Origin of the sequence: Haloactinopolyspora alba (assembly GCF_003014555.1) — a bacterium.
GTDB classification, from domain to species: Bacteria; Actinomycetota; Actinomycetes; order Jiangellales; family Jiangellaceae; genus Haloactinopolyspora; species Haloactinopolyspora alba.
This window is the reverse complement of record NZ_PYGE01000005.1, coordinates 116,857-135,750: the sequence shown is the minus strand read 5'-3', so window position 1 is coordinate 135,750 and position 18,894 is coordinate 116,857. Positions and strand designations below refer to the sequence as shown.

Below are 18,894 nucleotides of genomic sequence, written 5' to 3'. Positions count from 1 at the left end.
GACTTCACACGACTCAGCCGCCCTGGAAGACCTCACGCATCAGCCGGGCCGTCTCACTCGGCGTCTTGCCGACGCGGACGCCGGCCGCCTCGAGGGCCTCCTTCTTCGCCAGGGCGGTGCCGGACGACCCGGAGACGATGGCGCCGGCGTGGCCCATGGTCTTGCCCTCGGGAGCGGTGAAACCGGCGACGTAGCCGACGACCGGTTTCGTCACGTGCTCCTTGATGTAGGCCGCCGCGCGCTCCTCGGCGTCGCCGCCGATCTCGCCGATCATGACGATGCCGCGGGTGTCCGGGTCGGCCTCGAACGCCTCGAGCGCGTCGATGTGGGTGGTGCCGATGACCGGGTCGCCGCCGATGCCGACGCAGGTGGAGAAGCCGATGTCACGCAGTTCGTACATCATCTGGTATGTCAGCGTGCCGGACTTGCTGACCAGGCCGATGGGCCCGCCGCCGGTGATGTCGGCCGGGATGATACCGGCGTTGGACTGGCCCGGGCTGATGACGCCCGGGCAGTTGGGGCCGACGATGCGCGTCGTGTTGCCACGCTTGGCGGCCGCATCCTGCGCGTAGGCCCAGAACTGCGCGGTGTCGTGCACCGGGATGCCCTCGGTGATCACGACGAGCAGCTCGATGCCGGCGTCGACGGCCTCGTTCACCGCTTCCTTGGTGAACTTCGGCGGGACGAAGACGACCGACACGCTCGCGCCCGTCTTCTCCATCGCCTCGGAGACCGAGCCGAACACGCTGAGCACGGCGTCCGGCGCGAACTCGGTGAAGTCGAGCTCCTGGCCGGCCTTACGGGCGTTCACGCCGCCGACCACGTTGGTGCCCGAGCGCAGCATCCGTTGAGTGTGCTTGGTGCCCTCGGCGCCGGTGATGCCCTGGACGATGACCTTGCTGTTCTGGTCGAGGAAGATTGCCATCGTTACGTCCTCACTTCCCGGCCGCGAGCTCGGCGGCGCGGCGCGCGGCGCCGTCCATCGTGTCGACCTGTTCGAGCGTTCCGGGCGGTGCCGTCGCAGCAAACTCCTGCAGGATGCGCCGGCCCTCCTCGGCGTTGTTGCCGTCCAGGCGGACGACGAGCGGCTTGGTGACCTCGTCGCCGCGGCTCTTCAGCAGCTCGAACGCGTGCACGATGCCGTTGGCCACCGCGTCGCAGGCGGTGATGCCGCCGAACACGTTGACGAAGACGCTGGTGACCTCGGCGTCGGAGAGGATGATCTCGAGGCCGTTGGCCATGACCTCGGCCGAGGCGCCGCCGCCGATGTCGAGGAAGTTCGCCGGCTTGACGCCGAGCTCCTCGCCGGCGTAGGCGACCACGTCCAGAGTCGACATGACCAGGCCGGCACCGTTACCGATGATGCCGACCTCGCCCGACAGTTTGACGTAGTTGAGGTCCTTCTCCTTGGCGCGGGCCTCCAGCGGGTCGGCAGCCGCGGAGTCCTCGAACCGGGCGTGGTCCTCGTGCCGGTACCCGGCGTTCTCGTCCAGGCTGACCTTGCCGTCGAGCGCGACGACGCGGCCGTCCGGTGTCTTCACCAGCGGGTTGACCTCGACCAGCGTGGCGTCCTCGGCGGTGAACACGGTCCACAGCTGCTGCAGGACGCCCACGACCTGGTCACGCACGTCCGGGCCGAACCCGGCGGCTTCGGCGATCTCCGCGGCCTTGGCGGCGTCGACCCCGGCCAGCGGGTCGATCGGGATCCGGGCCAGCGCCTCGGGCCGCTCGACGGCCAGCTGCTCGATCTCGACGCCGCCCTCGACGCTGGCCATGGCCAGGAAGGTGCGGTTCGTGCGGTCGAGCAGGAACGAGACGTAGTACTCCTCGGCGATGTCGCTGGCCTGCGTGACCAGGACACGGTGGACCGTGTGGCCCTTGATGTCCATGCCGAGGATCGCCTCGGCCTTGGCACCGGCCTCGGCGGGGTCCTCGGCGAGCTTGACGCCGCCGGCCTTGCCCCGGCCTCCGGTTTTCACCTGAGCCTTGACGACGACCTGCCCGCCGATCGTCTCGGCGGTCCGACGTGCCTGCTCAGCGGTCTCGGCCACGGATCCCGGCAGCACCGGGACCTCGTGTGCGGCGAAGAGCTCCTTCGCCTGATACTCCATCAGGTCCACGCGAATCCATCCTTTGTCTTCGGTCGCGTTCGGCTGTGTGGCGGTGCGCCCCGCCGGACTCGGCCAGTGTCACGCACAGCCGTGAGCAGCCTATCCGCGCCGGTGAACGGCCGCGTCGACGGGTCCGCCCCGCCCATGCTCCCGCTCGTGGTCATCGACGATCCTCCGTGCCATGACACGGAGGATCGTCGATGATCACTGGAGTCGGTCAGCTGACGGTGATGTCCTTCGTGGCGGTCTCACCGTTGACGGTCACGCTCAGCGACGCCGTCCCCGCGCGGAGCCCGACGACAGTTCCCGCATCCGGGTCGACGGCGACGACGGCGTCGGCCGGAGCGTCGGCGGCGGGGCCGACGAACACGCGGTCGCCGCCCCATTGCGCCGACACCGGCCAGTCCACCGGCACCACACGGGTGTCGTCCTGGGCCACCGTGGCGGCGACGTCACCGCTGCCGTCGACGGCGAGCTCGGCCGGCGCGGTCAGCTCGATCGCGTCCACCCGGGCGTGAACCTCGGCGGTCAGCCACGAGCCGGACTCGCCGCGCCCGTGCGGCGGTTCCACACCGAGCATCGTCCACCCGGTGAAGCCGCCGTTGTCCGCCGTGCTCGACGGCGTCTTCCCGGAGTTGCCGTTGATCACGTACGGGACGCCGTCGACGGACGTCGCGTCGAACACGCCGACGTGCGCGCCGACATAGGCCGCGGACTTGCCGCTACCGGCCTCGAACTCGGCCAGCCAGCGCTCCACCATGTCCGCCTCGCGGCGGTCGACCAGCTGACTGTTCGCGGTCGGCAGCGGGTCGTCGGTCGGATGGTGGGCGAACACGAGCACACCGCTGATCGACGGGTCCGCCGCCGCCTCGTTCAGGTCGCTGCGCAGCTGTGCGATCTGGTCGAACTCGTCGCCACCGGCGCGCAGCGTGCCGAACGCCGAGCTCAGCGTGATGATCCGGGTGGTGCCACCCGAGCCGGGAAGGTCGACGGTGCGCTGCGTCGGCCCGAACTCGTCGGTGAAGTTGCTGATCGGGCCGCCCTGCACCTCGTGGTTGCCTGGCACGTAGTACCAGGGGAAGTCGACGCCGGCCAGCTCCTCGTCCAGGATGCGCCGAGCCAGGTCGAAGTCCTCGGGCGCGGCCTCGTCCACGAAGTCGCCGTTGATGACCAGCGCGTCCGGCTGCGCCGCGACGATCTCGCGCAGCGTGCGGCGGGCGGCGGCGACGACGTCACTGTCCGGGTCGCGCCCGACGAACTGCGAGTCGCTCATGACGGCGATGCGCTGCTGCGCGCCGTCCGCGGTGCCGTCCGTGACGATCACCGGGTCCTCGAACCGCTCGGTCTCGGGCAGCTGGACGTCCGGAGCAACCTCGACGGTGATGTCGCTGAACGCCGTCTCGCCCTCGTAGCGTGCGTCGCCGCGCGGCTCGACCGCGTAGACGTCGCGGAAGGTCAGCGGGTACTCCGTCCCGGCCGGGACCGCGAACTCGACCTTCCGCCAGCCGGTGAAGGTGGTGTAGCCGCCGTTGAGTGTCAGCAGCGTGCCGTTGCGGTCGTACACCCGCATCCGGATCCAGGTGCCGTTTCCGTCTCCGCGGACCCACGCGTTGACCGACTGCGGCTGGCCCGGCAGTTCGAACTGCTGCGGCGGCTTGGCGTAGGCGGCCCGGGTGTTGGGACCGGTGAAGTCGTAGCTCATCCGCACCCCGTCGCGCCCGTCCGGCCCCTCGGTCGGCTCGATCGCGCCGGTGGCACGGGCGAAGGCGATGTCCCAGTCGGCGGCGTCGGAGAAGTCGGCCACCGACACCTCTTCCAGTCCGATGGTGACGGCCACCTTCGTCTCGACCCCGCCGGCCGACAACGTGAGCAGCGCCGAACCGCTGTCGCGCAACGGACGAACCCGCAGGCCGTCGCCGTCCGTGACCAGGTCGACGACGTCACCGCCACCACTGACGTCGACGTCGGCGGGCTCGATCGGAGCGCGGTAGCCGTCGATGTCGTAGCCGGTCAGCTCGATACGGCCGGTGTCGTCGGCGCCGCCCAGTGCCACCAGGGTCTCGTTCGGCTCGATCCGGCGCAGTTCGCCGAGGACAGTGATGCCCAGCTCACCGGTCGACCCGCGCAGCCGCGCGCTGATGTCCGCCTGCCCCGGAGCGACGCCGGTCACCGTCGCCGCGTCCGCGTCCCGGCTCACTCGCGCCACCCGATGGTCGGAGGTGTGCCAGCGCGGGCGCGCCTCGACCGGCGCCAGGGACTCGTCGTGGCCCAGCGCGTCGATGCTGCGCGTCAGTCCCGGGAAGACGCGCCCGGCGTGCTCGCTGTCGGATTCGGTCCGCACGCGGAACCCGGACAGCTCGCCCGATCCCTCGGTGGCGAACAGGCCGAGCCCGTTGGCAACCGGACGCTGGCTGCCGTCCGAAGGGCTGTTGACCACGCTGCGGTCGTCCGTCGCCGGGTCGCGGACCACCATCGTGGACGAGCCGCCGCCGTCGATGTTGAGCGCGTCGTACGCGCCGATGTCGTCCATGAACTCGGCGGTCTCGGTGAGCGTCATGCCGTGCGCGTGCGCCTGCCGGCCGTCGATGGTCACCATGTACATCCGCGAGCCGTCGGCGGAGATCCCCAGCGCCGAACGGGGGTGCTGGGCCCGGCTGCCGAAGTCGCGCGGCTCGCCGTCCGACATCAGCACCTGGTTGCCGCCCAGGGCAACGGCCACCTCGCCGAAGTCCGACCGGGGCGCGTAGGTCACGTCGACGGTCTGGCCCTTCTCGAGACCGAGCAGCGACTCGGCGCCGGCGCCGCGGCCCACGAGCACCACGGCGTCGTCGGCGATCGACCCGGCGCCGGGCGTGGCGCCGACCTCGGTCACCTCACCGTCGACCACGACGACCTCGGCCGTCGTCGCCGCGCCCTGCACGGCGTCGGCACGGGTGTAGTCGCCCCACGCGGACGTGTACACGCCGATGCCGCCGGCCGGGATCCGGAAGGTGTTGACACCCGCGAGGTCCAACGTGGTCCCGTCGCCGACGGCGATCTCACCTTCGAGAAAGACCCGCGCCATCCGGACCGAGCCGTCCTCGGAAACCGTGAACGCGTTGTCGTGCCCGGCGACGGGTGTCGTGACCAGGCCTTCGTCGCGGCTGACGCCGACGCCCAGGGGCGCGTCGGACTCGTTGATGTCGAAGAAGTCACCGTTGATCGCGGCGGTCGCTCCGCTGTCCTCGGCCATCGATCCGACGGTCTTCCGCTCGGTCACCGTCCCGGAGTACTGGTAGTCCAGCGTCACTCCGGCGGACAGGTCGACCTCGAGCACCGAACCGGCGTTCCATCCGTCCTGTTCCAGGCGGGAGAACGTGGTGAGCTCCATGCCGGGCGCGATCGCCTTCTGGTCCATGTCGACCAGCACCGACTCGCCCTCACGGGTCAGATCGCCCGGCTGCAGTCCGTCAGCGGCCGTTCCGCGTTCCGTGCTCGCGGGCTCCGCGGTGGCGGCGGCCGGGGCGACGAGGGCCGCGCCGCCGATCAGTACCGCCGCGACAGTGACTTTTCCGATTACGTGATCTCGTCGTGTCAACACCCGGCCACCTCATCGCGGACGAGCGGCCGGCCCCCGAGCACCATGCCGCAGATCGGTGAATTTCCGGCAAACTGTACCGATCAAGGCCGAATTCGGGATAGATCCGCGAATGATTTTCGTCCGGCGGACGCGGGGGCGGTCGCCGTCTCGGAGTGGACCGCGCTACCCCACGGCCCCACGCGTACGTGCCGCCGGCGTACTCAGGACGCCTGCGCGCGGTCGGACAGGGTGTCGACCCAGGCGATGATGTCGTGCGTCGACGCGCCGGGGGTGAACACCTTGGCCACGCCCATCTCTTCCAGTGGCGGGATGTCCGCGTCGGGGATGATCCCGCCGCCGAAGACGACGATGTCGGACGCGTCGCGCTCGGACAGCAGCTCCAGGACGCGGGCGAACAACGTCATGTGCGCGCCCGAGAGTATGGACAGCCCGATCGCGTCGGCGTCCTCCTGGATGGCCGCCTCGACGATCTGCTCGGGCGTCTGGTGCAGGCCCGTGTAGACCACCTCGACGCCGGCATCGCGCAGGGCGCGCGCCACGACCTTCGCCCCGCGGTCGTGACCGTCCAACCCGGGCTTGGCCACCACGACCCGCAAGTGGTGCCTGTCTGCCATCACGACGTACCTCCCAGGAGCGACGCTGATCCCACGGCTGTCGTTGCAGCTTACCCGGCGCCTGCAGCTGGGCCGATCCGCCGACCGCGGTCGCCCGTTCGCCCGGACGAATCCGCCGGACGGATGATCCGGAGCGCAATGTGACGCAGATCACATGTCACAGAGCGTCATGATCGTGACGCTGCGTATGCATCCGCACGTTCGATCGTCCCGGCAGGTCACGGCTACATCACGAACAGCGGGCCTCGAACGGAATGATCACTCATCGTGAACGCCTGCACAGACACCTTGGTCTAGACGTTTGGCATCCCCCCTAAGGGGCCGCTATGGTCCTGCGAGTCGTTGTTCCCGACGAAAGGTTCCTGGCGTGTCGCAACGCTCCGGCAGCGGGCGTCACCGTAGCCGCCGTAGACACGTCAGTGTCCCGTCGGTGGTCGGCTCGGTGGCAGTGGCCGCAGCAGCATCGGGCGCCCTGGCGATGCCTCAGGCAGCCGGTACGACCAACAACGACTCCGACGGCTCACTCGGAGCCATTCCGCAGCGCCCCCAGCAGACCGGCAGCGGCGACGCCGACGCTCTCGAGACGGTCGCCGCCGCCGGTGAGTCGCTGACCGCGCAGACCAGCGAGACCGCCCAGGTAGCGCACACACGCATCGCCGAGCACCAGCGCCAGCTGGCGGCCGAGGCCGCCGCCCGCGCCGCACGCGAGGCCAAGCGCTGGCTGCTCCCGATCTCGACGTACCGCATCACCGCGGGCTTCGGCTCCGGCGGCTCGATGTGGTCCAGCACACACACCGGCCTCGACTTCGCCGCATCGACCGGCACCGAGGTCTACTCGATGTCCTCCGGCGAGATCGTGTTCGCCGGTTACGACGGGCCCTACGGCAACAAGATCGTCATCGAGCACTGGGACGGCACCGAGACCTGGTACTGCCATCTCTCCCGGTTCGTGCAGCGCTCCGGCGAGGTCTCCCCGGGCGAGGTCATCGGCCAGGTCGGCTCGACCGGCAACTCCACCGGGCCGCATCTGCACCTCGAGGTGCACCCCGACGGCGGCGGGCCGGTCAACCCCCGTACCTGGCTGGAAGAGCAGGGCGTCTCCGTCTGATCAGCACCCGCTGATCACCACCCGGGCCGTACCCCTGCCCGCCCGGTTACCGGCTCGGGCACCCACCACCGGGGCCCTGGCTCAGGTTCCGGCACCCGGTTCCAGCGCGGCGAAGGCGCGGCTCACTAGTACTACAGCTGTAGTTCGTGATGTTTCATGTTCGTCCGTCTGATGGCGGCAACGGCGGGGATGTGAACGCACCTCGGTGAGAAAACCGACGGACGGCGCCCGTTTCTCGCTGCGACGCGTCACATTTCTCACCGAGGTGCGTTCAGGTCCCCGAGGTGAGGTCGGCCAACGACGCTGCCGTGCCGGTGCCCGTCGACGCCCACCGGCCCTCCGACAAAGCAGATGCTGCAACCCTGCCGGCGACGCGCCCCGGACTTCTCGGCGATCGTCCAGCAACGCCCGGCGGCCACCGTGACGTGTTCCTGTGTCACAAACCAAGATCACCAAGCGGTGGCCGCCCCATATCCAGCACCGACACGACCATGATCACGATCTACAGCTGGAGTACTAGCCTCATCGCCTCGTCGACCTCCGGCCACAGCCGGTCCGGCGTGGTGCCTTCGGCGATCCACCGCTCGAACACGAGGCGGAACGCGGCGGTGACGGTCGCGGCGAGAAGGCACGTGGAGAGGTCGTCGAGCGGCCGCTGGCGCCGGGTCGTCGTCATCTCGGCCATCGCGGTCTCGATGCCGTGGAAGTACTCGAGACGCTGTGGCTGCCGGCTGGGCGTGCTCATCAGCACGCGATACCGCCGCAGCGCCGGATTCGGGCACAGTCATCCTCGTGTTCGTGGCAGCCACGACGGTCGCAGCAGCCGTGGCGATCGCCACCGCATGGACGTGGGGCCAGGGCTCGCCGTGGCTGCGCCTGAGCGGCGGGACGCTCTTCGTGCTCGGAAACTTCCTGCTCACCGCCGCCTACATCGACCCGCGCAGCCGGAGGCTGGCGGACTCGGAGACGTTCTGGCCGACCGTCCTCGACGAGTGGGTCCCGGCCAACCACGTCCGAGCGCTCGCGTGCACGGCCTCGTGCATCCTGCTCGTGGTGGCATCGAGTCCACGCCGCAGGTCGCACTCGCCGCGCAATGGCCTCGCCGTGGCTCGAGCCTGACAGCTGAGCCCCGCACGGCCACGACCGCGGGTGCTCGGCGAAAAGCACGCACCTTTACGATGAACTCGATGGCATCGGTCAAGCAGTTCCAAGTCACCTTCGACTGCGCAGAGCCGGAGCGCGTCGCTCGCTTCTGGTGCGAGGTGCTCGGCTACGTCGTACCGCCGCCGCCCGACGGGTTCGCCACCTGGGACGAGTTCAACAGCTCACTACCGCCCGAAGATCAGGGCTCAGCGTTCGCCTGCATCGATCCGTCAGGCGTTGGCCCGCGACTGTTCTTCCAGCGCGTCCCCGAAGGCAAGACCGTCAAGAATCGGCTGCACCTCGACGTGCGGGTCGGCACCGGACTCGTGGGCGAACAGCGCCTCGCCACCCTCGAGGCCGAATGCGCACGGCTGGTCGCGCTCGGCGCGACACGCGTACGACTACTGCCTGCCGACGACGACAACGAGTCGTGCATCGTCATGCAGGACATCGAGGGCAACGAGTTCTGCCTCGGCTGAGGGGCGTCAACCGACCCCGTCGGCCAGTCGTCAACCGACTCCGTCGGCCAGTCGTCAACCGACTTCGTCAGCCAGTTCCAACCATTTCGACTCCAACGCCGCCCGCTCGTCCCGGATCGTGCGCAGGGTCGCGTCCAGCTCCTGCACCTTCTCGTGATCGGTCGCGTGGTCGGCCAGCTGCTCGTGCAGGCCCTCCTCACGGCGCTCCAGCTTGCTCAGTTCACGCTCGATGCGCGCGATCTCCTTGCGCGCGGCCCGAGTGTCACCGGTACGTGTCCGGGCCGACTGCGCCGGCGCCTGCTCGCCCGCCTCCCGGCGCAGCTGTAGATACTGCTCCACACCTCCTGGCAGCTGGACCAGCTTGCCGTCGCCCAGCAGGGCACAGATGCCGTCCGTGACCCGCTCGAGGAACCACCGGTCGTGGCTGACCACCACCAGAGTGCCCGGCCAGCCGTCCAGGACGTCCTCGAGAACCGTCAACGTCTCGACGTCCAGGTCGTTCGTCGGCTCGTCCAGCAACAGGACGTTCGGCTCTCCCATCAGCAGCCGCAGCATCTGCAGCCGTCGGCGCTCGCCACCGGAGAGGTCACCGACGGGCGTCCACTGCCGCTGCCCGGCGAAACCGAACCGCTCGAGCATCTGCCCCGCGGTCATCGTGTCACCACGGCCCAGCCGGATCTCCTGGCTGACCTCCTCGACGGCCTGAAGTACCCGGCGCGACGGGTCGACGTACGAGACCTCCTGAGCCAGGTGGGCGGCCACCACCGTCCGGCCCACCGCGACCCGCCCGTCGGACGGGGCGAGGCTGCCGTCCAGCAGCCGCAGAACGGTGGTCTTCCCGGAGCCGTTCACACCGACCAGGCCGACCCGGTCACCCGGGCCGAGCCGCCACGTCACGTCGTCGAGCAGCTTCCTCCCGCCGATCTCGACGGTGACGTCCTCGACGTCGAGCACGCTCTTGCCCAGCCGCGTGGTCGCCATCTGCGCCAGCTCGTAGCGGTCCCGCGGCGGCGGCTCGTTCTCGATGAGCGCGTTCGCCGCCGCGACCCGGAACTTCGGTTTGGACGTGCGCGCCCGCGGGCCCCGCTGCAGCCACGCGAGCTCTTTGCGCAGCAGGTTCTGCCGGTTGGCCTCCTCGTTCGCGGCGATCCGGGCTCGCTCGGCCCGGGCCAGGACGTACGCGGAGTAGCCACCGTCGTAGGCGTGCACCGTGCCGTCGACCACCTCCCAGGTGGACCGGCAGACGGTGTCGAGCAGCCACCGGTCGTGCGTCACCAGGATCAACGACCGCCCCGCCGTGGCGAGATGGTTGGCCAGCCAGTCGATGCCCTCGACGTCGAGGTGGTTGGTCGGCTCGTCGAGCAGCAGCAGATCGGCGTCGCCCACCAGGATCCGCGCCAATGCCACCCGGCGCCGTTCACCACCGGACAACGGGCCGACCCGCGCGTCCATCGACACACCGGGCAACAGATGGGTCATGACATCGCGGATACGCGGGTCACTCGCCCACTCGTGCGTGGCAGCGTCGCCGACGACGCTGTACCCGACGGTCGCGTCCGGGTCGAGGTCGTCGTCCTGACCGAGCCGGGCGACCCGGAGGCCGCCGGTGTGCGTGACCCGTCCGGAGTCCACGGTCTCGGTTCCGGCCAGCACCCGTAGCAGCGTCGACTTGCCACCGCCGTTGCGCCCGACGACGCCGATGCGGTCGCCGTCGGCCACGCCGATCGATACGCCGTCGAGGACGTGCCGGGTGCCGTAGGCCAGCGAGACGGATTCGAGATTGATGAGATTTCGCGGCGCCATGTTGCTCCCATGGTCTCACGCGCCCCGCGACCTCCCGAAACAGCGGACTCCTGCTGCGGGCACAGCTCATGGCTGGTGGCGTTCTGCCCAGTAGAGGTACTGCGTTCTGCCTAGTAGGACTACTGCGTTTTGCCGGTCAGCAAGGAGTCGACCTTGGTTACCCGCTCGCACGAAACCTCACCAGCAGGGTCGACGAGATGCTCCGAGTTTTCCGAGTCGTCATGATCGGTGGAGCTCGTCAGGTCGGCAAGACGACGCTGGCTCAAGACCTGCTCGGCATCCCTGCCCAGAACAGGTTCACGATGGACGACGGCGCCGCACTGGCGAGCGCGACGGACGACCCCGTGGCCTTCGTCCAGAGCCTGCCGCGCCCTGCGGTGGTCGACGAGTTCCAACGTGCCGGCGAGAGCTTCCTCCTCGCCGTGAAGCGACGCGCCGACCTGGACAGGACACGAGGCCAACTGCTGCTCACGGGTTCGGCGAACTATCTGGCAGATCGCGCTGTCTCCGAGACGCTGGCCGGACGCACCGGGCGCCTGACGCTCTGGCCGCTCTCGGCCGGCGAGGTCCGTGGGCAGCACCACGAGACGTTCATCGACCACCTTTTCGCCGCCGGCTCGTGGCCCGCGCCGCATGGGGACGTGCTCAGCCGGGACGACATCGCCGAGTGGGTGCTACAGGGTGGCTATCCTCCAGTCGTTCTGGACGAGTTGACCGGGCGTGCCGCCGTGACTGGTTCACGGCCTACCTCCAGGACGTCGTGTCTCGGGAGGCGCTGCGCCCGATGGCGGAAGTACGGATGGAGAACGAGCTGCGGCACGTGCTGTCACTCCTGGCCGCGCGGAACTGTCACGAGCTCGTCCTCGCCGATCTCGCCAACGACTCCGGACTGCACCGTGACACCGTCGCCAACTATGTCGCCCTGCTCCAAGCGCTCTATCTGGTCGTCCTCGTCCCCGCCTCGGCGACGAACGCCACCACTCGAGCAAAGAAGCGCCCGAAGGTCCTGTTCACCGACACGGGCCTGGCAGCACACCTCAGCGGTGCGAGCGCAGCGGTCTTCAACCCTGCGGTGAACGACCCGATGGCAGGGGCATTGTTCGAGTCCCTGGTCATCGGTGAGGTGTACAAACAGAGCCAATGGAGCGGGCGTTCGGTCGATATCGCGCACTTCCGCGACCGTGCCGGCGCCGAGGTCGACCTGATCGTCGAAGAACACGGGACTCGACGCGTCGCGGGCATCGAAGTGAAGCTCACCGCTACGCCGCTGGCCAAACACGCCCGGCACCTGGCCGGGCTACGCGACCGACTCGGCGAACGGTTCACGATCGGGCTCGTGGTGCACTCGGGCAGCCAGACGCTTCCCCTGGGCGAGCGTCTGTGGGCCGTTCCTGTCTCGACGCTGTGGCGTGCCGACCCCGCACCCGAGGTCGGCGCCTGAGACGAACCACGATCACCGGGGCGACGGAACTGCGCGCCCGGTGTCGAAATGCGCCGGCCCCGTTCGACGCGGTCTTGACAGCCGAGGACAGCCGGGTCCACGTCTGAGCCATACATCGCACACGGAAGGGAACGGCGACATGAAGCTGACAGTGACCACGTTCGTCTCGGTGGACGGCGTGATGCAGGGGCCGGGCGGGCCGGACGAGGACCGCACCGGCGGATTCGAGCGCGGCGGCTGGCTGGTTCCGTACTTCGACGAGGTGACCGGGCAGTTCATGGACGCGACCTTCCGCAAGGTCGACGCGTTCCTTCTCGGCCGGCGCACGTACGAGATCTTCGCCGGCTCGTGGGGAGAGATGGCCGACCCGGGCGACAACCCGGTGGCGGTCACCCTCAACACGCTGCCCAAGTACGTGCCCTCGACGACGATGAAGGACCCGCAGTGGGCGAACTCGACCGTGCTCTCCGGTGACGTCGCGGCGGCGGTGCGCGAACTGAAGGCACGGCCGGGCAGAGAGCTGCAGGTACACGGCAGCGGCACCCTGGTGCGCTGGCTGTTGGACAACGATCTGGTCGACGAGCTCAACGTGATCGTCTTCCCGGTGATCGTGGGCGACGGTACGCGGCTGTTCCCGGCCAAGGGTCTTGACACGGCGCTGGAGCTGGTCGAGTCACAGGCCACACCGAAAGGCGTGACGATCCAGGTCTACCGGAACGCCGGTCGCCCCGAGTACGGCACCGCCGAGGTCGAGTGAGGCAGGTGCCGGACCGGTCCCCTTCCGGTGCGCGCCGGTGGCTGCTCAGTCACCGGTGCGCGCGGGCCCTGTGACCTGCAGGACCTGCGCACAGGTCCCCGACGCGTCCAGCCGGGCCGCGAGCTCACCGGAATGCTCCCCGTCGCGGGCGAGGAACGCACATGTCGGGCCGGACCCGGAGACGATGCCGCCGAGAGCGCCCGCTTCGCGGCCGGCACGGAGCGTGTCGGCCAGCTCGGGGCGCAGCGCCACCGCGGCTTCCTGCATGTCGTTGCGCAGGCTGGCGGCCACGGCGCCCGGATCTCCCCCGGCCAGCGCGGTCAGGATCGCTTCTCCGACAGCCGGCTCGGGGACGCTCACCCCGGAGCGCAACTCGTCCAGCCGGCGGTACACGTCCGGCGTCGACAGGCCCCTGGAAGCGACGGCGAGCACCCAGTGCAGCGTCGTGCCGACGGTGATTCCACGCAGCCGCTCACCACGTCCGGTCCCCACGGCGGTGCCGCCGGCCAGCGCGAACGGCACGTCACTGCCGAGCGTCGCCGCCACGGTGGCCAGCTCCGTGTCCGAGGCGCCCAGCTCCCACAGCGCATCACAGGCCCGCAGGACGCCCGCTGCGTCGGCACTGCCGCCGGCGAGACCGGCGGCCACCGGGATCGCCTTGTGGACGTCGACGCGCGCCTTCGCCGGCACACCGGCACGTTTCGCCAGGGCGCGTGCCGCGCGGGTCGCCAGGTTCGTCGCATCGGACGGGACGCCGCCGGCGTACGGACCCGACATCGTCACCGTCAGATCGTCGCCGGCGCGCGCACGCACCTCGTCGTACAGCGACACGGCGTGGAACACGGTCGCGAGGTCGTGATATCCGTCCCGTCGGGCTGGTCCGACCGACAGCACCGGATTGATCTTCGCCGGGACTCGGGTGATCACCTGCAGCACCAGCGGGACGTTACCGCACCATCATCCGATGGCGGCACGAGCCGCAGCGATTCGGGCAAAATCCCGCACATTGAGCTGCTCGCCGCGCGCCCGCGGGTCGATCCCCGCGGCGTGCAACACCGCCTCGGCCGCCGGGGCGGACCCGGCCCACCCGCTCAACGCGGCACGCAGCGTCTTGCGCCGCTGCGCGAACGCGGCATCGACGACGGCGAAGACCTCGCGGCGGTCACCCGGCGGCGGCTCGTGACGGCGCAGCAGCACCAGGCCGGAGTCCACGTTGGGCACCGGCCAGAACACGCTGCGCGCCACCGCTCCGGCGCTGTCGACAGTGCCGTACCACGCCGCCTTGACCGACGGCACTCCGTACGTCCGCGAGCCCGGCGCGGCGGCCAGCCGGTCGGCGACCTCCTTCTGCACCATGACCAGAGCCCGCTCCAGGCTCGGCAACAGCTCCAGCGTGTGCAGCAGCACCGGGACCGCGACGTTGTACGGCAGGTTCGCGACCAGCGCCGTCGGCTCGGGCCCCGGCAGCGGTCCCATCCGCAGCGCGTCTGCGTGCACGACGTCCAGCCGCGGCGCCGACGACGGCGCGTACTCGGTCACCGTCTCCGGGAGCGCGGACGCCAGCGCCGCGTCGACCTCCACGGCCGTCACGTGCCGCACGTGCGGCAGCAGGGCCAGTGTGAGCGACCCGAGCCCCGGGCCCACCTCGGCGACCACGTCCTGCGGGCCCACGCCGGAGACGCGGACGATGCGGCGCACGGTGTTCGCGTCGACGACGAAGTTCTGCCCGAGCGTCTTGGTGGGCCGCAGCCCGAGACGTGCCGCGAGCTGACGAACGTCCGCCGGCCCCAGCAACCTGGGACCGGCGGACGTCTCGTCGTTGGTGTCCACGCAGCCGAGCCTAGTGCCCGGCGTGCGGGGAACTACGTCGGCAGGCCGAGTTCGGCCGCACAGGCCGGCCACGCGCCGTACCCGCCGCGGTCGTCGCGGACCTTCTCGGCGATCCGGATCTGCTCGGCCTTGCTGTTCTCGTGCGGGTAGCCGGAGCCGCCGTACGCCTGCCAGGTCTCGAGGTTGAACTGCAGGCCGCCGTAGTAGCCGTTGCCCGTGTTGATCGACCAGTCGCCACCGGACTCACACTCGGCGAGGGAGTCCCACACGCCGCCGTCGATGTTCTCGTCGCCGGAGTCGTCGCTGCCGTCGTCGCCGGTGTCGCCACCGCCGTCGTCCTCGTCCGGGGCGGGATCGGTCTCGGGTTCCTTGGTGCCGACGAGGACCACCTCGTCGACCGGCTCGTCGACGACCTCTTCGGAGACGACCTTCTCGGCGTGCAGCTTGCCGTCGATGTAGGTGTTGCGGATGACACGCTTGAGCGTGCCGTTCTCACCTTCGGTCTCGACGGTGGTGGTGCCCTCCTCGAGGGTGTCGTCCTCCTGCTCGGTGGTCTCGAACGGCACTGCGGCCGTGACCGTCTCGGTCTCGACCTTGACCCGTTGGACCCTGATCTTGTCCCCCTGGGTCAGCTCGGCCGACAGCCCCGGCTTGACCCGGTCGCGTTCGCCCAGCTTGACCTCGGCGTCGGACAGGGCCTGTCGCACCGTCAGCGCCGTCGTCGTCAGCTGCCGCGGCTTGCCGCCGGCGACGAGCGTGATGTCCTTGGACGTGCGGACCGTGAAGTCGATTCCGCCGCGTCCGATGGGCTGCGACCGTGCGACCGACAGGTCGGCGCCTTGATGCCGGATGTCCAGGTCGCCGAGAGCTTCGTCGACCGACCGTGCGGTGGTCCACATCTGCTCTTTCTCGCCGTCGACGGTCACGGTGATCTGGCGGCCGTACCGGACCGAGATCTCGGTGCCGTCCTCGACGGAGCTGCCCAGCGTGGGGATGACCTCGTCGTGCTTGCTTACCTCGATGCCCTGGTCGTCGAGGACGTCCTCGACGCTGCTTCCGAAGGTGTGCACGGTCTCGGTCTTGCCGTCGACGTTGAGCGTCACGGCGTTGTCAAGCGTGATGTAGGCGACGCCGCCGCCTACCAGTGCAGTGACGACGGTTGCATTGACAACCAGCGTCTTCGCGGACGGAAGCACTGTGCTCCTGTGGTCGTACGTCCCGGGCACGGGATTGGATGGCCTGACCTCGCAGCGCCCCGTCACGCTACCGCAGGCGCGTTCGCGCCCAGGGCACCGCCACCGGCGTGTCCGGCTCTCCTTATGCCACCCGAAGCTTCCCCGACTCCGGCTAACAATCACGAGACGGTAACGTATCGCGCCGTTTGCCACAAACGGGCCCGCCTATATCACCAGGATCCGAAGACGCGTGCGGCATTCGCAGCCAGAGTGACACAGGTCTCATCAAGATCGAGGGCGAGCTCGTCCGCCATCGCCCGCACCGTCACCGGGACCAGGTACGACGCGTTCGGCCGCCCCCGGTACGGATGCGGCGTGAGGAACGGCGCGTCCGTCTCGACCAGCATGTTCGCCGCCGGAGTCACCGCGAGGGCCGCCCGCAGCGACGCCGCGTTCTTGAACGTCACCGGCCCGGCGAACGACAGGAACCAGCCGCGTTCCACGCAGTGCTCGGCCATCTCCGCGTCCCCGGAAAAACAGTGAAAAACGACACGCTCCGGCAGCGCGGCGTCGTCGAGGATGCGCAGCACGTCCGCATGGGCATCACGGTCGTGGATGACCAGCGCAAGGTCACGCCGACGGGCCATCTCGATGTGCGCGCGGAACGACTCCTCCTGCGCCGCGCGGCCGTCCGGTCCGGTGCGGAAGTGGTCGAGACCGGTCTCTCCGACGCCACGGACCCGGTCGCTGCTGCCGGCCAGCCGATCGATCTCGGCCAGCGCGTCGTCCAGAGTGCCCGCCGCGGCGTGACGGGGCGCGTCGTTGGGGTGCAGCGCCACGGTCGCCACGACCGCGTCGTAGCGGTGCGCGGCGTCGACGGCCCATGCCGAACCCTCGAGGTCGCAACCGACCTGCACGATGCGCGTGACGCCGACCTCCGCCGCCGCGGCGATGGCCGTCTCCGGCGCGAACGCGTCACCGTCGTCGCCGTCGGCGATGTCCAGGTGGCAGTGCGTGTCCGTCACCGGCGCCGGGAGCGGGTCCGGGGCGGGCGGGCGGGTCCGGTCGCGGGTGCGCCCGGTCTCGTCGGTGGCTGGTCGGCGTTCTCGCATCGTCATCCGGTCGTCGTCACGAGGGTTTTCGTCGCATCACGAGGCCTGCACGGGTGGTCCTGCATGGAATTCATGCTGGACGTGATCATTCGTTCGCGGCGGCTCACTCAGGGAAGCGGGGGAACAGGGCGGCGCCCTTCGTCACGGTGGCGCCGGGAACGAGCTGTCCCCAGCGGCCGGCGTCGGCGACCGGCTGCTCGTCGAGCGCACCGAGGTCCTTCTCCGCGCCCAGCGACGCCCACAGCGCGGCCGACGACTTCGGCATCGCGGCGTTGAGCAGCACCGCCAGCGCGCGCAGCGCCTCGGCCGAGGAGTACAGAATGCTCGCCAGCCGGTCGCGCCGCGACTCGTCCTTGGCCACCGCCCACGGCTGCTGCTCGGTGATGTAGCCGTTGGCCGCCTCGACCAGCGTCCACACCGCGGCCAGCGCCTCGTGCGGCGCCACCCGGCCGACGGCGGCGTCCGCCTCGGCCGCGGCGCGCTCGGCGACCTCCGACAGCCGGCGCTCGGCGTCGGTGTCGGGGCCGGGCTCCGGCAGCACCCCGTCGAAGTACTTGCCCACCATCGCGGTGACCCGCGACGCGAGATTGCCCAGGCCGTTGGCCAGCTCCGCCTGGTAACGCGCGGCGATGTCCTCCCACGAGAACGACCCGTCGTTGCCGAAGGCGATGGCGCGCAGGAAGTAGTAGCGGAACGCGTCCGAGCCGAACGTGTCGATGATGTCGGACGGGGCGATGCCGGTCAGCTTCGACTTGCTCATCTTCTCGCCGCCGACCAGCAGCCACCCGTGCGCGAACACCTGCTTCGGCAGCGGCAGCCCGGCGGCCATCAGCATCGCCGGCCAGATGACCGCGTGGAAGCGCAGGATGTCCTTGCCGACGAACTGGACGTCCGGCGGCCAGATGCCGCGGAACGCGTCGTCGTCCGCGCCGTAGCCGACGGCCGTCGCGTAGTTCAGCAGCGCGTCGACCCACACGTAGATGACGTGCGAGGAGTCCCACGGCACCCCGACGCCCCAGTCGAACGTCGACCGCGAGATCGACAGATCCTGCAGGCCCTGCTTGACGAAGCTCACGACCTCGTTGCGGGCACTCTCCGGTTCGATGAAGCCGGGGTTCTCCTCGTAGAAGGCCAGCAGGCGCTCGGTGTAGGCCGACATCCGGAAGAAGTAGTTCTTCTCCGCCAGCATCTCCACCGGCCGGCCGTGAATCGCGCACAGCTTCTGCCCCGCGTACTCGCCGGTGCCGTCGATCAGGTCACCCGGCTGCTTGTACTCCTCGCAGGCGACGCAGTAGGCGCCCTCGTAGGTGCCCTCGAAGATCTCGCCGGCGTCGTGCAGGCCCTGGATGAACTCCTTGACCCGCTCGACGTGGCGCGGCTCGGTGGTGCGGATGAAGTCGTCGTTGGAGGCGTCGATGGTCTCGAGCACCGGCTTCCACGCGGTCTCGACGAGACGGTCGGCCCAGACCCGCGCGTCGACGCCGTTCGCCTCGGCGGTGCGCAGCACCTTCTCGCCGTGCTCGTCGGTCCCGGTGAGGAACCAGACGCTCTCTTGGCGCTGCCGATGCCACCGGGCGACGAAGTCGGTGACGACCGTCGTGTACGCGTGCCCGATGTGGGGAGCGTCGTTGACGTAGTAGATCGGCGTGGTGACGTAGAACGCCTTGGCGGAAGGTTCGGGCATGGCGTCGATCGTAGTATCCGCTGTCCCCGGATCATCAATGATGCCCACTGCCACCGA

16 protein-coding genes and 1 pseudogene are annotated in these 18,894 nt (G+C 69.8%); 6 read left to right on the top strand and 11 right to left on the bottom strand.

The genetic code is table 11. The features are described 5' to 3' along the window. Positions 1–13: 13 nt before the first annotated feature. From sucD to CLV30_RS08960, 4 genes are all read right to left on the bottom strand, one after another. Positions 14–925, bottom strand: coding sequence for a succinate--CoA ligase subunit alpha (gene sucD, locus CLV30_RS08975; protein WP_106536863.1), 912 nt, complete (start codon positions 923–925; stop codon positions 14–16). 10 nt (positions 926–935) lie between these two features. Further along, entirely contained in the window at positions 936–2,120 is a 1,185-nt protein-coding gene (gene sucC, locus CLV30_RS08970) for an ADP-forming succinate--CoA ligase subunit beta (RefSeq protein WP_106536862.1), read from the bottom strand. 208 nt (positions 2,121–2,328) lie between these two features. After that, positions 2,329–5,691: a phosphodiester glycosidase family protein gene (locus CLV30_RS08965; RefSeq protein ID WP_106536861.1), complete on the bottom strand. Its 3,363-nt coding sequence runs from the start codon at positions 5,689–5,691 to the stop codon at positions 2,329–2,331. 200 nt (positions 5,692–5,891) lie between these two features. Next, positions 5,892–6,305 carry a cobalamin B12-binding domain-containing protein gene (locus tag CLV30_RS08960; RefSeq protein WP_106536860.1) on the bottom strand — a complete coding sequence of 138 codons (414 nt, stop codon included), beginning with the start codon at positions 6,303–6,305 and terminating at the stop codon, positions 5,892–5,894. Positions 6,306–6,783: 478 nt separating this feature from the next. Between CLV30_RS08960 and CLV30_RS08955 the strand changes: the two genes are divergently transcribed. Then, positions 6,784–7,413, top strand: a complete 630-nt coding sequence (locus CLV30_RS08955; RefSeq protein ID WP_129711005.1) for a M23 family metallopeptidase — start codon at positions 6,784–6,786, stop codon at positions 7,411–7,413. 502 nt (positions 7,414–7,915) lie between these two features. Here the strand turns inward: CLV30_RS08955 and CLV30_RS08950 are convergent. Beyond that, on the bottom strand, positions 7,916–8,179 hold the full coding sequence (locus tag CLV30_RS08950; RefSeq protein ID WP_276320005.1) for an acyl-CoA-like ligand-binding transcription factor: 264 nt from the start codon (positions 8,177–8,179) through the stop codon (positions 7,916–7,918). A 32-nt stretch (positions 8,180–8,211) separates the two neighbouring features. On the opposite strand from CLV30_RS08950, the gene CLV30_RS08945 reads away from it, so the two are divergent. Together CLV30_RS08945 and CLV30_RS08940 are read left to right on the top strand one after the other, a co-directional pair. Then, positions 8,212–8,532 (top strand): anthrone oxygenase family protein, encoded by a 321-nt coding sequence (locus tag CLV30_RS08945; protein ID WP_165358608.1) that lies wholly within the window; start codon positions 8,212–8,214, stop codon positions 8,530–8,532. 68 nt (positions 8,533–8,600) lie between these two features. Continuing rightward, entirely contained in the window at positions 8,601–9,035 is a 435-nt protein-coding gene (locus CLV30_RS08940) for a VOC family protein (protein WP_106537021.1), read from the top strand. Positions 9,036–9,089: 54 nt separating this feature from the next. Here CLV30_RS08940 and CLV30_RS08935 read toward each other — a convergent pair whose 3' ends face one another. Continuing rightward, on the bottom strand, positions 9,090–10,838 hold the full coding sequence (locus tag CLV30_RS08935) for an ABC-F family ATP-binding cassette domain-containing protein (protein ID WP_106536856.1): 1,749 nt from the start codon (positions 10,836–10,838) through the stop codon (positions 9,090–9,092). A gap of 68 nt (positions 10,839–10,906) precedes the next feature. Here CLV30_RS08935 and CLV30_RS27805 point away from each other — a divergent pair. The 3 genes and pseudogenes from CLV30_RS27805 to CLV30_RS08920 all read left to right on the top strand — a co-directional run. Next, a pseudogene (locus tag CLV30_RS27805) lies at positions 10,907–11,347 on the top strand (AAA family ATPase); the annotation flags it as partial. Positions 11,348–11,622: 275 nt separating this feature from the next. Next, on the top strand, positions 11,623–12,279 hold the full coding sequence (locus tag CLV30_RS08925; protein WP_106536855.1) for an ATP-binding protein: 657 nt from the start codon (positions 11,623–11,625) through the stop codon (positions 12,277–12,279). Positions 12,280–12,418: 139 nt separating this feature from the next. Continuing rightward, the gene (locus CLV30_RS08920) at positions 12,419–13,036 is read left to right on the top strand and encodes a dihydrofolate reductase family protein (protein WP_106536854.1); all 618 of its coding nucleotides are present in this window, start codon (positions 12,419–12,421) and stop codon (positions 13,034–13,036) included. Positions 13,037–13,081: 45 nt separating this feature from the next. Here the strand turns inward: CLV30_RS08920 and CLV30_RS08915 are convergent, their stop codons facing one another. The 5 genes from CLV30_RS08915 to metG form a co-directional block, all read right to left on the bottom strand. Further along, positions 13,082–13,969: a 4-(cytidine 5'-diphospho)-2-C-methyl-D-erythritol kinase gene (locus CLV30_RS08915; RefSeq protein WP_106537020.1), complete on the bottom strand. Its 888-nt coding sequence runs from the start codon at positions 13,967–13,969 to the stop codon at positions 13,082–13,084. 24 nt (positions 13,970–13,993) lie between these two features. After that, positions 13,994–14,866: a 16S rRNA (adenine(1518)-N(6)/adenine(1519)-N(6))-dimethyltransferase RsmA gene (gene rsmA, locus CLV30_RS08910; protein WP_106536853.1), complete on the bottom strand. Its 873-nt coding sequence runs from the start codon at positions 14,864–14,866 to the stop codon at positions 13,994–13,996. A gap of 32 nt (positions 14,867–14,898) precedes the next feature. Further along, on the bottom strand, positions 14,899–16,062 hold the full coding sequence (locus CLV30_RS27520) for a resuscitation-promoting factor (RefSeq protein ID WP_205740817.1): 1,164 nt from the start codon (positions 16,060–16,062) through the stop codon (positions 14,899–14,901). A gap of 209 nt (positions 16,063–16,271) precedes the next feature. Continuing rightward, entirely contained in the window at positions 16,272–17,153 is an 882-nt protein-coding gene (locus CLV30_RS08900) for a TatD family hydrolase (protein ID WP_106537019.1), read from the bottom strand. A gap of 103 nt (positions 17,154–17,256) precedes the next feature. Further along, on the bottom strand, positions 17,257–18,837 hold the full coding sequence (gene metG / locus CLV30_RS08895; RefSeq protein WP_106536851.1) for a methionine--tRNA ligase: 1,581 nt from the start codon (positions 18,835–18,837) through the stop codon (positions 17,257–17,259). Positions 18,838–18,894 lie beyond the last annotated feature (57 nt).